Origin of the sequence: Pontibacter amylolyticus (genome assembly GCF_014638845.1) — a bacterium.
Lineage (GTDB): Bacteria > Bacteroidota > Bacteroidia > Cytophagales > Hymenobacteraceae > Pontibacter > Pontibacter amylolyticus.
Map to the genome: position 1 here is coordinate 25,690 of NZ_BMFP01000005.1, position 13,532 is coordinate 39,221.

Sequence of the window (13,532 nt, forward strand, 5' to 3'; positions counted from 1 at the left end):
ACCTTGTTTTATTGTGAGCGCCGGATATAGAGTACTCCCCTTATAATCATCGCTTTCTGCCAGATCGTATGAAGTAGCAGCACAGAAGACACCTTGAGCATAAAGTTTGGGCACGGCGCTATACCTGCATTTCACACTTTTTTGTACTTTTAACCAGGCATCCTCCCTCATCACTAAAAGTATCGGAATGAACGCCCTAGATTTCCTCCTCATCCTGCTTGTGCTGTTAAGTGCCTACACGGGCTGGCGCCGTGGCTTTGCCTTCAGCCTGCTGGACCTGGTGCGCTGGGTGGGCAGTCTGGTGCTGAGCTTCCGCCTATACCCTGCGCTCGCCGACTGGCTCAGCCGGGCCACCGACTGGAACGTGTACTGGATTCCGCCCATTTCCTTCTTTTTCATCGCGGTGCTCTCCAGCATGCTCATTCAGTTCATCGGCTCGCTTATACTGGATCAGTTCTCAGACGAGCTGCACACCCACCCCGTGAACAAAGCGCTCGGTACCTTACCGGGACTGCTGAGCGGCATCATCACTATTGCCATCATTTCCGTTCTGCTGCTGTTACTTCCACTCCCGGAGCGTTTTCACAACTACGTGCAGGACAGCAGCCTGGCGGGCCGGTTTGGCAACTATACCCATCTGGCTGAAGACGAACTCAATTCTGTATTTGAACGGGTGGCGGAGCGCACCCTCAATGAACTCACCATTGCGACGAAAACGGAGGAGTTTATCGAGTTGCCTTTCAAGACCGATGACTACGAGCCGCAGCCAGCACTGGAGGACCGCATGCTCGAACTCCTGAATGAGGAACGCATTGCCAGGGGACTGCAGCCTTTGCAGGCGGACACAGCCCTCACCAAGGTTGCCCGCCGCCACGCCGCCGATATGTTCTCGCGTGGCTATTTTTCGCATGTCTCGCCGGAGGGAGCCAGTGCCGCGGACAGAATCCGGGCTGCCCATATTCCATTCAGGGCGGCTGGCGAGAACCTGGCCCTGGCCCCCACTATTGCCATTGCCCACGAAGGACTGATGGAATCGCCAGGTCACCGGGCCAACATCCTGCACCTTCGTTTTAGGCGGGTAGGTATAGGCGTGCTGCAAAGCAAAGAGCATGGCCTGATGATCACACAGAAATTCCGAAACTAACGTATACCTGAGCAGGACCCAGGTAGAGTCATGCAGCACGCTAACAGCAACTTTATTAGCATCCAGCTCGGCAGTGGCGCCACACGTGCTACCTTCCTGCTGGATATGGGCAAACTCTGCTACGCTTATTTCAAACCGGAGACGGAGCAGCAAACCGCCAAACTCGTGCTCGACTTCGGCGCCTCGCAGAAAATATTCGAGAAGCAGGACGCGGAGCAGGTATACCTGGCCCTTTCCCGTTATACCTCTTCCCAGGTATAGGTATAGGTATAGCTGATCTGTAGTCCTAACCGCTTATAACTAGGGCTGTTTCATTCTAATAGGTTCTCCCCTTGAGGACAAGTGAGAACGAGTGTTCGAAACTTGCGAGCGTAGCTCTCAGAGGAGTGTTTACAGTTGGAGGGTAAATAAAACCTGGCCAATTGTTGACTTTGCGGGCCTGAATTTACACCCCTATAATCCCCTCAAGGGGATAGTCCCGGAGAATGCAACAACCCTGTCTTCTAATTTCCCTTTCATTCCCTAAAAAGTCTTCTAAGCTTACTTTAAGGCACAGACATATTCTTCCCTAAATGCTTGGTTCTGTACCTATATACCTCTTCTTAAATATTTTTTAAAAATAATTTGGTATTAATAAAACAATATCTACATTTGTAGTGTACTATGTAACTAATACACTAAAACAAACACAAATGATAGAGATCAAGAACCTCAGTTTCGGGTATAGCCGCAAGTCGCTGCTGTTCCGGAACCTGAACCTAACGCTGCAGGAGGGCCATATCTATGGGCTGCTGGGCAAGAACGGGGCGGGCAAGTCCACGCTGCTCAAAAACATGGTCGGGCTGGTTTCTCCCCTGGAGGGCAGCTGCCAGGTAAACGGCCTCGACTCGCGCAAACGGCTGCCGGCCATGCTCGGGGATCTCTATTTTATTCCGGAGGAAATTTACATGCCGTCGCTCACAGCCAGGCAGTTTGTGGCAAGCACCGCCCCTTTCTACCCCTTCTTCGATGAGGAGGCCTTTTACCGATACCTTTCCGAGTTTGAAGTGCCAGTGCACGCCGTGTTCAGCAAGATGTCCTTTGGGCAGCAGAAAAAGGCCATCATCGCCTTTGGCCTGGCCACCAATACCAGCGTGCTGATCATGGACGAGCCGACCAACGGCCTGGACATTCCTTCTAAGGTACAGTTTCGCCGCATCATCGCCTCGGCCCTCACCGAGACCCGCTGCATCATCATCTCCACCCACCAGGTGCGCGATCTCGACAGCCTGATCGATACACTGGTGGTGGTGGTGCATGACCGGGAGATCGTGCTGAACGAGTCGCTTGATGCGATCGGCGAACGGCTCACCTTCACGACCATACCTGAATCCGAAGCCCACAGTGCCCTCTACACGGAGGACGCGCTACGTGGCAAGCAGGCCATCCTGCCGAACCTGATGGGCAACTACAGCAAAGTGGATATGGAGCTGCTTTTCAACGCCATCACCAGTGGCAACACATCTGTAACCGAAATCCTTCAAAGACCTCACTATGAACAATCACTTTAACCTGAGTCGCTTTGCGCTGCTGTTTCGCAAGCACACCGTGGAGCACTACAAGACCTACCTGATGTCGCTGGGTGTGCTGCTCGGCGCCATGTTCCTGATTATGGGGACCGCCAGTTATATGGCTGTAAGCCCTATGCAAGCTACCGAGCAGTCCATCTTCTTCCTGTTCTTTCTGATGGGTGCAGGCATGGTGTTTTCGAGCACCGTGTTTGCGCAATTGGGCGATAAAAAGAAGGCGATCGCTTTTCTGACCTTGCCGGCGTCGCAGTTCGAGAAGTACCTGGTCGGCTGGCTTTACTCCTTTCCGATCTACCTGCTGTTGTTTATACCTTCTTTTTACCTGATCGTCTACATTCTGCTCATCATAGACCCGCGTGTGGGGCCTGAACATGAAGTAATGAATATTCTCACTTCTGAGCCGCCGATGCACATATTACTGACTTTCTATGCGCTGTTCAATGCCCTGATGCTGGTGGGCTCGGCTTACTTTAACAAGCACCATTTTATCAAAACGGCTTTTGCGGGTTTTCTGGGCATTTTGCTGCTTTACAACCTGAACAAGCAGGTGGTGCAGGCCATGCTCGGTCGCGACCTGTCATCGGTAAGCCCTTTTTCAGCAGCCTATTTTATGGAGGGTGACAAGCGCTTTGATGTAGGCGCTTACGAAGGGAATGAGGCGCTTATGCTGTTGCTGCTGGTTGTGCTGGCGCTGGTAAGTTGGATCGTGGCCTATTTCAAAATAAAGGAAAAGCAAGTTTAGCGGGGAGGAAACACTATGGAATTTAAAGAAAACGAACCCATTTACCTGCAGATCGCGGCCCACGTGTGCGACCAGATCCTGCTGGGCAAGTGGGCAGCAGAAGACAAGATACCCTCGGTGCGGGATTTGGCGGTAAGCTTTCAGGTGAACCCCAATACGGTGATGCGCACCTACGAGCAGCTGCAGCACCAAGAGGTGATCTACAACAAGCGCGGCATCGGCTTTTTTGTGACGCCGGATGCCGTCCGGAAAGTAAAGGCACAGCGCAAAGAGCGCTTTCTGCAGCAGGACCTGCCGGCGTTTTTCCGCAATATCTTTTTGCTGGAAATCGGCCTGGATGAGATTCAGCAGCGCTACGAGGCTTTTAAAACAGAAAATTACGAATCAGAAATCGAGCAGAAACCATGAAAACCAGCAATAAACTCTTACTCTTCGCTTTAGTGGTGCTTTTGGGCGCACTGGGCACTTACAACATCGCCCTGAAGGCGGAGTACAACACCAAATCTTACCTGGACCCTTACCGCAACTACGTCGCCCTGGATTTCAATGGCTTTGAGGAGATTGAGCTGAACTCAGGAGACATGCTCAGTGTGCTGATCGAGCCGGGCGATGAACATGCGGTGTACCTGTACGAAGGCAATGAAGAAACCGTGCAGATAAGTCAGCAGGCCAATACGCTGCAGATTGACGTGACTACCCATGATAAGCAAAAAAGCCTACGTGGCTGGGGATACCCACAACTGATCATCAAAACTCCGATGCTGCACACCCTGCGCTCTAACGCAAAACATATCTACAATGGCGAACCGGTCATTCACACGAAGCGTCAGAACACGGCTAGTTGGCTGAATACAACCCTAAAAGGCTTTAAACAGGACAGTCTCAGGCTGGAACTTGACAATGGGGTGATGGTACAACTGCACGGAAGTCAGCTACAGCACCTGTACGCCGTGACAGGCACCAGCCCCGAAAGTGATCCCAAGTTGCTCATTCATCCGGACAATAAGATTGAGCAGGCAAACCTGGACATCCGCAACCGAAGTCATCTGGCCCTGCTCAACGTGGCTATACCAGGGCTGCAGTACACGCTATCTGAGCAGGCACAGGTGGAGCTTTCCGGTGAAGCGCTGGCCATCCTCCGCAAATAAAACCTGCAGCGCTATGAAAAAAACAGGACTGATCTTGTTCGGGGGCTTGCTCCTTATAAGTCATTCGCATTGGAGCAGCAGTAGGGTTACGAAGCAAAACACATGTGCTGCTGTCTCCCAATCCTACACTGCTTGCCCTATGACGAGCGAAGTTTCCTACGGTGCAGTTTCTGACGCCTCCGCGGAACCGACAATACTATCAGAACCAGCGGTGGAACAGGGAACTGCGCTTTCGGGCAGGTTGCTGCAACTGGCCGGTGCTTTTGCAGAACTGGTGATGGTGATTTGATTTCATCAGCTTACTGCATGCAAAGTAAGGCCCGGGCAATTTAGCCCGGGCCTTTTGCTTTGCTGGATCATTTACAAGGTATAGCTCAGGCCCATTGAATAGGAAAGGAAGTGCATGTCCTGATTGACAGTGGTGCTGGCACCCTTTGCATCCTGGATATCGAATTCGGGGCGGGTGCGCAACACCCCTATCTCGAATGATAGCAGGAAGCGGCCGTCCTGTACGCCAAAGCCACTGGCAATACCATAAACAGGTGCCAACGCAGTGTCGGAGCTTCTCCGGACCGGGCCGAATCTGGTTTCTACCAAAACCTCAGGAGCTTGGTTATAGGACACGCCCAGCGAGCCTTTGAGGTAGCCAAACAGGATGTTAGGAGTGCTTTGCAGGTATACATCGCCCAGCAGGTGGGCACTTCTCCAGCCGCTTGCCTCTTTGCGCAGCACTAGGCCATCGTCTGGCCCGGCAAAAGTCTCTATATCGAAACGGTGGCTGCGGAAGCCGGTGGTGGCCCCAATGGCCAGGTATGGCTTCAGGTCGGTGCGGTAGTTGAGTTGCCAGTTTGCGCCTGTCCGGGCAAGGGGCGGGTAATCATCTTCAAAACGGTCTCTTTTGAAATCTCCGATGGGGGCGGCAGTGCCTACGCTGAACCCGATTCGGTGAACGCGTTGCGCCTCGGCTGGGGCAGACAGGCAAAAAAGAAGCGCCAAGACAGACAGGAAACGGATGAGCGGTCGAAGCATAGGCATGGACGGTTTAGACAAGTATAGCAACAGGTATAGGCGCTCTATCTGATCAGAAAGTCGTGTGTGTAGGTCGTGTCGCGTCTCAATTCGTCCCAATACAAGGTATAAGTTTGGCAATCTGACTGGTCGCAGTTTCTCACTTGCGGCGTTATCGCTATCTCGCCATCCTGCATCTCGTCATCGCGCAGCAGGAAACGCAGGGTATAGCTTCCGGTAACGTCGGTGTAAGTCACCGCTTTTTTCCGCACTGTGCCGCCCAGGCCTTCCTTGAAATGCCTTCGGTTATCCCAAATGGCCAACACTTGCACGCCCTGTAGAGGCTGCTGATTACCTGCCTGCAACACCCGCCCGCTCACCTCCGTGCAAGAGCCGGGACAGTATTTGCTGATGTAATCATCCTCCTCCTTTATGCAGCCAGTTAGCAGCAGCGCTGTCAGGATTCCTGATCCGCACCAGGTTTTGAGCCTTGTTATCATAGCATAACGGGATTACAAAACAAGATAACAAAAAATTGCTATACTTCAGCAAGCTGCTATACCTGCTTCACCATCTTGATATGGTCGATGCCATCCTCGTCGTACACCTCGCTGGACTGCTCAAAGCCGAAACGCTCGTAAAACTTTTTGGCATACAGCTGTGCTCCGATTCGTATCGGTGCTTTTCCAAATAGGCGGTAGCATTCCCCTATTGAAAACTGGACAAGCTCCTTTCCTACCCCCGTGCCGCGCACCAGCTGGCTCGTCACGATCCGCCCGATCGACATCATGTCCGGGTAGGCTATACCTATCGGCACCAGTCTGGCGGTGGCTACCAACACCTTGTTTTCGTTGTAAAACAGCACATGAAGGCACAGTTGGTCCCTGTCGTCCATGTCGGGGAACACACAGTTTTGCTCCACTACGAACACCTCGCTCCGGAGTCGCAGCATGTCGTAGAGCTCGTCGGGAGTCAGGTTGTGAAAGGCTTTGCAGATTTTGGTCAGGGCCATGGAGGTATGAGCTGGTGAGATTGGCTTATTGTTAGGCACAAAGATACGGCAGCCAGTCATTTATACCTATATTTGCACCATCCTCACCAAAATTAAGGAGTACCCATGGCTAGTGACATTTTCGAAATCCTTTTCAACATCATTCCCCTGGCGCTCTTCCTATACCTGTCCCTCACGCTCATGGGCGTCATCAAGTTCAACCAGCACACCGCTTTCCTCGCCAACGCCTCCCCGATCACGAAGTTTGCCGTTTACGGCGGCACCGTCGCTTTTGCTATTATGGCTTTCGCTGATCTGGCAAAATAGGCTGACATCCAATTAAATCATATTTAAAGAATAAATAGGTAAATCTTATATAACAATTATAAGATAGAATCGTATTTATAGGCACACTCTATTCAATGCCTCTCACCTTTGGCATTGTGCGCACCTGACTGTCTCATATCATTTTACAACTCGTACAATACTATCTTTCATGAAGATTTTAAACAGCTTAAGATTCACCTTCATCTTGATTTTATGCGCTACCCTTACAAACTGTGACGACGACGACCCAGTAGTGTGCAACACCATCGCCGTACATGATGGCAATGACCAAGGCGGAGTTATTGGCCAAGCACTCTCGAAAGACCTCCAAGTAAAGGTGACAAACACCGATGGGAAGCCTTTGCCTAACACGACAGTTCGTTGGGAAGTAGTAGAGGGTGGCGGATCCCTTTCAGTTTCTAATTCTAAAACCAATGAAGAAGGCATAGCTTCCTCTAGCTGGACCTTTGGCCAAAGTAATGGACGTGTGCGTGCTACCTTAGAAAACTCATCCCAATGCAAATCAAGTTCAACTGAATTTAAAGCCGAGCCCATATCGCTTACTTTAAATTCTAGCAGCACACATATAGATCCCATTGGGGTGAAAAGTCAGGAAAATTGCTTTGAATTCAATTATGTGATTGGTGTAACCACAAATACTGACTTGAGTCATTACTTTATTGATATTGAAGGCGAGTATAAATACGAGACACGACCAAGCTCTGAATTCTACTATGCCACGGGTACAGTAAGCGCAGATAGAAAATCTGTAACTTTCATGGATTGTTACATATTTGGAGATGAAAATTACATTGACGACTGGTTTACTATAAGCCTTTACAATTATAGTGACATCGAGGACGGGGAGCCGCGCGAGAATGCGAAACCAGTCATTACTTCTAATCGAATCGGTCCTTTCAGAACTAACCGACCACCTAACTCACCAAGGCTCGCTAACGGCTCAGACCGCCCTGTTGTTTCTGCCCGTTTAGGCAGACGCTAACCGGTACATACGGATACTTCTCACAGGTACCCGCTGTTTCGCAACGGGTAATCTGCTTCATGAATCCCTTTCCATCCCTTGACTTGACATTATATTCTACCTATTGTGCGGTAAAGGCAACAAAAAAGGCCTGTCCTTTTACAGAACAGGCCTTTTGAAAGGAAATTGAATCTTTATTAATAGGCGCGAACGGCCTTGTTTTCCACGAAGTTCATAAAGGCGCGGTTCACGACACGAGTACCGCCCGGCGTCGGGTAGTTACCGGTAAAGTACCAGTCGCCACTGTGGTTCGGGCAGGCCAGGTGCAGGTCTTCGATGCGTTGGTAGATCACCTGTACTTCAGCATTCACCTCCGGCGCTTTCACAATCTCAGACACTTTAACGGAAATTTCGTCATGCGTAAACAAGTCGAAGAGCTCTTTCACGTAGTTGGTTTCCATGATAGCCGGCGTACCTTGCACAGCTTGTATCTTGTCGTATACCTCGTCCACTTTGTAGTACAAGCCACGGTCTTTCAGCAGAGCCAGCATGGCACGGAAGGCCACAAACTCCTTTAAGCGAGACATGTCAATGCCGTAGCAGTCCGGGTAGCGGATCTGCGGAGCGCAGGATACGATGATGATCTTCTTCGGCTCCAGCTTGTCGAGCATGCGGATGATGCTTTTCTCGAGCGTCGTGCCGCGCACAATGGAGTCGTCGAGTACTACCAGGGTATCTATGCCTTTTTTCACCACCTCATAAGTCGTGTCGTACACGTGCGTTACCAGGTCGTCGCGGCTATCGTTATCGGTGATGAAGGTACGCAACTTCACGTCTTTGATCACCAGTTTCTCAGCACGCGGTTTAAACTGCAGAATCTCGTCGAGCTGTTCTTCGTTCAGCTCCTGGTTCAGGATAGCCTGCTTGCGGTAGCCGCGCAGGTAGTCTTCGATGCCTTTCATCATACCCAGCCACGATGACTCCGCCGTGTTCGGGATATAGGAGAAGACCGTGTTTTTCAGGTCGTAGTCGATGGCCTCCAGAATCTGCGGGCACAGGCGGCGGCCCATGTTCTTGCGCTCTTCATAGATCTCCGGGTCGTTGCCTCTGGAGAAGTAAATGCGCTCAAAGCTGCAGGACTTTTTCTCGAGCTGCGGCATGATCTCTTTCAGATCGGCATTGCCAGCCTTATCCACGATCAGGGCATGGCCCGGCGTGATTTCCTGGATCTCGCTGTACTCAATGTCGAAAGCCGTTTTAATGGCTGGCTTCTCTGATGCAATCACCACCACCTCGTCGTCCATGTAATAGTAGGCCGGGCGAATCCCGTTTGGGTCGCGCACCACAAAAGAGGCACCATAACCCGTCAGACCTGCCATGGCATAGCCGCCGTCAAAGTCCTTACAGGCGCGCTTAAGCACACGCTGCAGACTCAGGTTATCTTCGATCAGGGAGGTGATTTCTTTGTTTGTATACTCGTCTTTGTAAGACTCGAACAGCATCTGGTTTTCCTCATCCAGGAAGTGCCCGATCTTTTCGAGCACTGTAATGGTATCAGTCTTTTGCTTTGGATGCTGGCCCAACTCGATCAGCTTCTGGAACTGCTCATCCACGTTGGTCATGTTGAAGTTACCAGCCACGGCCAGGCTGCGGCTGCGCCAGTTGTTCTCGCGCACCATCGGGTGGCAGTTGTCTATACTGTTGACGCCGTGCGTACCGTAGCGCAGGTGGCCCAGGTATACATCGCCCAGAAAAGGCAGGTTCTCCCAAACCCAATTCGTATTCAGGGCTTTCTCAGGCTGATCTTCCTTCAGCTTTTTAAACTCCTTGCCGATCTTCCCGAAAATGCTGTCGATGGCGCGGGTCTTCACAGAACGGAAGCGGTTAATGTACTCCATACCAGGACCAGCATCTATCTTGATACTGGCTACCCCTGCCCCGTCCTGGCCGCGGTTGTGCTGCTTTTGCATCAGCAGGTATAGTTTGTTGACACCGTACATCGGAGTGCCATACTTTTCAACGTAATACTCGATTGGTTTTCGGAGCCTGATCAGGGCTATTCCGCACTCGTGCTTAATTGAATCGCTCATAGGGGTTGTAAAAGTATCTAGGCCAGCAGTTTCTCTATCCAGTGCAGCAGCAGGTCAGGTTTAAAAAAGAAGACCAGCAGCGGCAGGGCGAAAAAAACCAGCAGCAGCTTATTTGACAGTGAAATAACTAAATTTTCGGCAGTTTGATTCCTTTTCAGGAAAAGGTAATATGGTATTTTGATATAGTAGAACAAAGCTGCCCCCGTCAGTAGGATACCGACCACAAGCAAGGCCAGCAGCATAGGTTGTCCGGTGGCGGTGTAAGCTTCCCACACGTTGCTAAAAACCAGCAGCTTCCCTATAAATCCGGCCAGCGGCGGCAGCCCCGTTAAAGAGAGCAGAAAGAGCAGCGCCATAACGCCGGCAAACGGAATGCGGGGCCCCATTCCCTGAAAATCCTCGAGCGTGCGCACCTGCCAGTTTTCCTCGGCCATTTGCAGGAACAGAAACATGCCGAAGTTCATGAAGAGCAGCACCGTCATGTAAAAGAGCACGCTCACGGTATAGTCACTGCCAAATGCCAGCAATGCCATCAACAGAAAACCGGCATGTGACACCGAAGAGAAAGCCATCAGACGCCGCGGCGTGCGCTGCCAGAGCGCCGTGAAGTTACCAACCGCAAGCGTCGCCAGGGCGGCTATACCCAGGAAAAGCTGCACATCGGAAAAAGCACTGGCAATGGTCGGGTCGGCGAAGGCAGCCACAAAGCGCATGATTACGATGATGCCCGCCATCTTAGGACCTGTGGAGAAGAGCGCCACGATCGGCATGGGTGCTCCCTGGTAGACATCCGGCGTCCAGAAGTGAAAAGGGGCAGCCGATATTTTGAAAAGGAAACCAGCAAACACCAGGATGGCCGCCACCGTTACCATCAGCGGACTGGCATCCAGCAGGCTGCGCCAAAACGACACCAAGGTATAATCCAGCGAGCCGGTCAGGCCATAGAAAAAGGACATGCCGTAGAGCATCACGCCCGCCGAGAGCGTGCCATACAGCACATACTTCAGGCCCGCTTCCACAGCTCTTTTCTCTTCTTTGAGGGTAAGCGTCAGGATGTAGGAGGCAATGGACACGATCTCGATCGCCAGGAAAACCATCAGTAGGTTCACGGATTTTGCCATCAGGTTGAGGCCCAGTACGAGCATCAGGATCAAAGCATAATACTCACCCCGTCCTTCGCCCTGTTTGCGCTTTTCTATTTTCGGGTTTTGTAGGGAGAGCAGGATGGTAAAGATGCCCGTCAGGCTAAAGAGTATACCTGCGTAGCGGGCGATACCGTCGGAGCGCAACAAGTTCAGAAACTGCACCTCAGCCAAATGCCTATCCAGCACCAGCAGCACCAGCACCGAAAACAGCCCGGTGAGCGCAACCCAGGGTAACAGGCGTTTTACTGTTTTAGACTTGAAAAGATCGAGCGTAACCAGCAACAGGAAAAAGAGGGCCAGCAGCAGTTCGGGCAGCAGCGACCCTGCTCCAGCTAAAATGCTGTCGATGGTCTGGGTGAGTTGTGCTGCCTGTTCTTCCACGTTTCGGTATAAGGTATAGTAGTGTCCCTGATGATGCTTATAGCACCAGGGCTTGTATTATCTATGTAAAATCGCTTGCAGGATGTTGAGCTGTTCCTGTCCGTTGCGCAGCACCAGCTCTGTAAAACCAGTCACTGTCATGCCTGTCTTGTCGAGGAGCAGGTGCGGGAAGATGCCGAAGACAAAGGCCAGCACGGCCAGCGGCAACAGCATCAGGTACTCGCGTTTGGTCAGGTCGGTGAGCTGGGCTTTTCCGCGCAACTCCGGGAAGATCCAGTATTTGCCGAAGAACATGCGCTGCAGTGCCCACAGGTAATAGGCCGCTGAAAGCAACAGACCGATCACCGCCACGATCGCCATCCAGCGCGGCAGCATACCCGTGGCTTCCGGTGCACTGAAGCTACCGAGCAGCACCAGCAACTCGGCGATAAAACCCGAGAAGCCCGGCAGACCCAGCGAGGCAAAGAAGGCCACCACGACAAAAGCTGTATAGGCCGGCATGCGTTTGGCAAGTCCCCGAAAATTGAGGATCATACGATCGTGTGCCCGGTCATAGATCACGCCTACCACCAGGAAAAGCATGGCAGAGATGAGGCCATGGCTAAACATCATGTAAATAGCGCCGTTCACGCCTTCGTTCGTCAGCGAAGCCAGCCCCAGCAGCACAAAGCCCATGTGCGACACCGAGGAGTAGGCGATCAGCTTTTTGAGGTCGTTCATGGCCAGCGCACAGAGGGCCCCATAGATGATGGAGAGCACGCCCAGTCCGCCGACAAAGGTCGAGAAGTAGGCACCAGCATCCGGGAAAACCGGGTATACGATTCGGATGAGACCATAACCGCCCACTTTTAACAATATAGCCGCCAGCAATACAGAGATCGGCGTAGGTGCCTCCACGTGCGCATCAGGTAGCCAGGTATGCACCGGCACCGAGGGCACTTTGATCAGGAAGCCCGCCAGCACCAGCAGGAAGGCCACAAAACGAATCGGGAGATCGAAGAGGGAAACCCCTGAGAACACATGCAACAGACTACCCGGAATAAAGTTGGCCGGCTCCATCATGGCAGGTATACTGAAAGTGCGCACCAGGTCGGCTTCGCTGAACGCGCCTTGCTGCAGCATCTGCTGTATCTGGCGAACCATGTCCACGCTGGCAGGAACGTTATGCCCGATCAGGCCCATTTGCTGCGCCGTCGCCTCCGGATCGATCACGGAGGTATAGAGTCCGATCATCACGATCAGGATGAAGAGCGAACCGATCAAGGTATAGATGAAGAACTTAAGGGCCGCGTACTCGCGTTTGGGACCACCCCACATCCCGATCAAAAAGTACATCGGCAGCAGCATGAACTCGAAGAAGAGGTAGAAGAGGAAAAAGTCCAGGGCCAGGAAACAACCCATCACGCTCGTCATGAGCAGGAGGTAAAGCGAGAAGTAGCCCTTCACGTTTTTGGTGATGGTCCAGGACGAGATCACCCCGATCACGCCTACTATACCTGTCAGCAGCACCATGCCGATGCTCACGCCATCCACCCCTACAAAATACTCGATCTGGAAGCGGCCCAGACTACCCAGCGAAAAACCGATCCAGTCCACCTTCTCCACAAACTGGTAGCCTGTCTGCCCGTTTGCCACCGCAGCACCGTCGAAGCCCAGGTATAGCCACACGGCCACAACCAGTTGCAACAGCGTGCCGCCCAGCGTGACTGCTTTTATGCCCCGCTCCAGGCGCGCCGGAAGCAGCAACACCGCAAGCGCGGCCAGCAGGGGAAGAAAAATAAGGCTGGAAAGAGTATAATTCATCAATATGTTACGACACAAGTATCACGTATCAAGACACACGACTAACTGAGTCCGTGTCTGCACTGTTATATTTTTATAGCACCGTACCTAGTTTAGGTACATCTTGAAAGAGCATTAGACAAAGACCAGAAGACTGTTAGACACAAACCATTTCAATTCCCCCTTTGCACATTCCCCCATCTCCAAATCTTTACATCTCCAAA

At 52.0% G+C, this 13,532-nt stretch carries 15 protein-coding genes; 9 read left to right on the forward strand and 6 right to left on the reverse strand.

The annotated features are described in order from the left end of the window. The first annotated feature begins 187 nt into the window (after positions 1 to 187). The 7 genes from IEV97_RS13070 to IEV97_RS13100 all read left to right on the forward strand — a co-directional run bounded on the left by IEV97_RS13070 (position 188) and on the right by IEV97_RS13100 (position 4,891). Positions 188 to 1,144 carry a CvpA family protein gene (locus IEV97_RS13070; protein ID WP_188501934.1) on the forward strand — a complete coding sequence of 319 codons (957 nt, stop codon included), beginning with the start codon at positions 188 to 190 and terminating at the stop codon, positions 1,142 to 1,144. Positions 1,145 to 1,174: 30 nt separating this feature from the next. Then, positions 1,175 to 1,405 carry a hypothetical protein gene (locus IEV97_RS13075; RefSeq protein WP_188501935.1) on the forward strand — a complete coding sequence of 77 codons (231 nt, stop codon included), beginning with the start codon at positions 1,175 to 1,177 and terminating at the stop codon, positions 1,403 to 1,405. Positions 1,406 to 1,836: 431 nt separating this feature from the next. Next, positions 1,837 to 2,694, forward strand: coding sequence for an ABC transporter ATP-binding protein (locus tag IEV97_RS13080; RefSeq protein WP_188501936.1), 858 nt, complete (start codon positions 1,837 to 1,839; stop codon positions 2,692 to 2,694). Continuing rightward, complete coding sequence (locus IEV97_RS13085) at positions 2,678 to 3,454, forward strand: hypothetical protein (protein ID WP_188501937.1); 777 nt, start codon at positions 2,678 to 2,680, stop codon at positions 3,452 to 3,454. Before IEV97_RS13080 ends, IEV97_RS13085 begins: the two co-directional genes overlap by 17 nt. Positions 3,455 to 3,469: 15 nt before the next feature. Continuing rightward, positions 3,470 to 3,862 (forward strand): GntR family transcriptional regulator, encoded by a 393-nt coding sequence (locus IEV97_RS13090; protein WP_188501938.1) that lies wholly within the window; start codon positions 3,470 to 3,472, stop codon positions 3,860 to 3,862. Further along, positions 3,859 to 4,602, forward strand: a complete 744-nt coding sequence (locus tag IEV97_RS13095; protein ID WP_188501939.1) for a hypothetical protein — start codon at positions 3,859 to 3,861, stop codon at positions 4,600 to 4,602. The genes IEV97_RS13090 and IEV97_RS13095 overlap by 4 nt, the downstream gene beginning before the upstream one ends. Before the next feature lie 139 nt (positions 4,603 to 4,741). Then, a complete protein-coding gene (locus tag IEV97_RS13100) occupies positions 4,742 to 4,891 on the forward strand; it encodes a hypothetical protein (protein ID WP_188501940.1) in 150 nt (49 codons plus the stop codon). Positions 4,892 to 4,962: 71 nt separating this feature from the next. Here IEV97_RS13100 and IEV97_RS13105 read toward each other — a convergent pair whose 3' ends face one another. Genes IEV97_RS13105 through IEV97_RS13115 form a run of 3 tightly spaced genes read right to left on the reverse strand, consistent with a single transcriptional unit; the run spans position 4,963 to position 6,622 of the window. After that, positions 4,963 to 5,631 carry a hypothetical protein gene (locus IEV97_RS13105; RefSeq protein ID WP_188501941.1) on the reverse strand — a complete coding sequence of 223 codons (669 nt, stop codon included), beginning with the start codon at positions 5,629 to 5,631 and terminating at the stop codon, positions 4,963 to 4,965. A 44-nt stretch (positions 5,632 to 5,675) separates the two neighbouring features. After that, positions 5,676 to 6,110, reverse strand: coding sequence for a carboxypeptidase regulatory-like domain-containing protein (locus IEV97_RS13110; protein ID WP_188501942.1), 435 nt, complete (start codon positions 6,108 to 6,110; stop codon positions 5,676 to 5,678). Between the two features lie 56 nt (positions 6,111 to 6,166). After that, positions 6,167 to 6,622 carry a GNAT family N-acetyltransferase gene (locus tag IEV97_RS13115; RefSeq protein ID WP_188501943.1) on the reverse strand — a complete coding sequence of 152 codons (456 nt, stop codon included), beginning with the start codon at positions 6,620 to 6,622 and terminating at the stop codon, positions 6,167 to 6,169. Between the two features lie 105 nt (positions 6,623 to 6,727). On the opposite strand from IEV97_RS13115, the gene IEV97_RS13120 reads away from it, so the two are divergent. Then, the gene (locus IEV97_RS13120; RefSeq protein ID WP_188501944.1) at positions 6,728 to 6,928 is read left to right on the forward strand and encodes a hypothetical protein; all 201 of its coding nucleotides are present in this window, start codon (positions 6,728 to 6,730) and stop codon (positions 6,926 to 6,928) included. 169 nt (positions 6,929 to 7,097) lie between these two features. Then, complete coding sequence (locus tag IEV97_RS13125; RefSeq protein ID WP_188501945.1) at positions 7,098 to 7,931, forward strand: Ig-like domain-containing protein; 834 nt, start codon at positions 7,098 to 7,100, stop codon at positions 7,929 to 7,931. A gap of 176 nt (positions 7,932 to 8,107) precedes the next feature. On the opposite strand, the gene IEV97_RS13130 is transcribed toward IEV97_RS13125, so the two are convergent. Genes IEV97_RS13130 through IEV97_RS13140 form a run of 3 tightly spaced genes read right to left on the reverse strand, consistent with a single transcriptional unit; the run spans position 8,108 to position 13,329 of the window. Then, the gene (locus tag IEV97_RS13130; RefSeq protein ID WP_188501946.1) at positions 8,108 to 10,000 is read right to left on the reverse strand and encodes an amidophosphoribosyltransferase; all 1,893 of its coding nucleotides are present in this window, start codon (positions 9,998 to 10,000) and stop codon (positions 8,108 to 8,110) included. A gap of 17 nt (positions 10,001 to 10,017) precedes the next feature. Then, the gene (locus tag IEV97_RS13135; RefSeq protein WP_188501947.1) at positions 10,018 to 11,526 is read right to left on the reverse strand and encodes an NADH-quinone oxidoreductase subunit N; all 1,509 of its coding nucleotides are present in this window, start codon (positions 11,524 to 11,526) and stop codon (positions 10,018 to 10,020) included. Between the two features lie 57 nt (positions 11,527 to 11,583). Further along, positions 11,584 to 13,329 (reverse strand): complex I subunit 4 family protein, encoded by a 1,746-nt coding sequence (locus IEV97_RS13140; RefSeq protein ID WP_188501948.1) that lies wholly within the window; start codon positions 13,327 to 13,329, stop codon positions 11,584 to 11,586. Positions 13,330 to 13,532: the final 203 nt, after the last annotated feature.

Bases quoted from the DNA above. Each gene is read 5' to 3' on its own strand.
- IEV97_RS13070 (WP_188501934.1), top strand. From the start codon at position 188: ATGAACGCCCTAGATTTCCTCCTCATCCTGCTTGTGCTGTTAAGTGCC.
- IEV97_RS13085 (WP_188501937.1), top strand. From the start codon at position 2,678: ATGAACAATCACTTTAACCTGAGTCGCTTTGCGCTGCTGTTTCGCAAG.
- IEV97_RS13120 (WP_188501944.1), top strand. From the start codon at position 6,728: ATGGCTAGTGACATTTTCGAAATCCTTTTCAACATCATTCCCCTGGCG.
- IEV97_RS13105 (WP_188501941.1), bottom strand. From the start codon at position 5,631: ATGCTTCGACCGCTCATCCGTTTCCTGTCTGTCTTGGCGCTTCTTTTT.
- IEV97_RS13110 (WP_188501942.1), bottom strand. From the start codon at position 6,110: ATGATAACAAGGCTCAAAACCTGGTGCGGATCAGGAATCCTGACAGCG.
- IEV97_RS13095 (WP_188501939.1), top strand. From the start codon at position 3,859: ATGAAAACCAGCAATAAACTCTTACTCTTCGCTTTAGTGGTGCTTTTG.
- IEV97_RS13100 (WP_188501940.1), top strand. From the start codon at position 4,742: ATGACGAGCGAAGTTTCCTACGGTGCAGTTTCTGACGCCTCCGCGGAA.
- IEV97_RS13075 (WP_188501935.1), top strand. From the start codon at position 1,175: ATGCAGCACGCTAACAGCAACTTTATTAGCATCCAGCTCGGCAGTGGC.
- IEV97_RS13080 (WP_188501936.1), top strand. From the start codon at position 1,837: ATGATAGAGATCAAGAACCTCAGTTTCGGGTATAGCCGCAAGTCGCTG.
- IEV97_RS13090 (WP_188501938.1), top strand. From the start codon at position 3,470: ATGGAATTTAAAGAAAACGAACCCATTTACCTGCAGATCGCGGCCCAC.
- IEV97_RS13140 (WP_188501948.1), bottom strand. From the start codon at position 13,329: ATGAATTATACTCTTTCCAGCCTTATTTTTCTTCCCCTGCTGGCCGCG.
- IEV97_RS13115 (WP_188501943.1), bottom strand. From the start codon at position 6,622: ATGGCCCTGACCAAAATCTGCAAAGCCTTTCACAACCTGACTCCCGAC.
- IEV97_RS13130 (WP_188501946.1), bottom strand. From the start codon at position 10,000: ATGAGCGATTCAATTAAGCACGAGTGCGGAATAGCCCTGATCAGGCTC.
- IEV97_RS13125 (WP_188501945.1), top strand. From the start codon at position 7,098: ATGAAGATTTTAAACAGCTTAAGATTCACCTTCATCTTGATTTTATGC.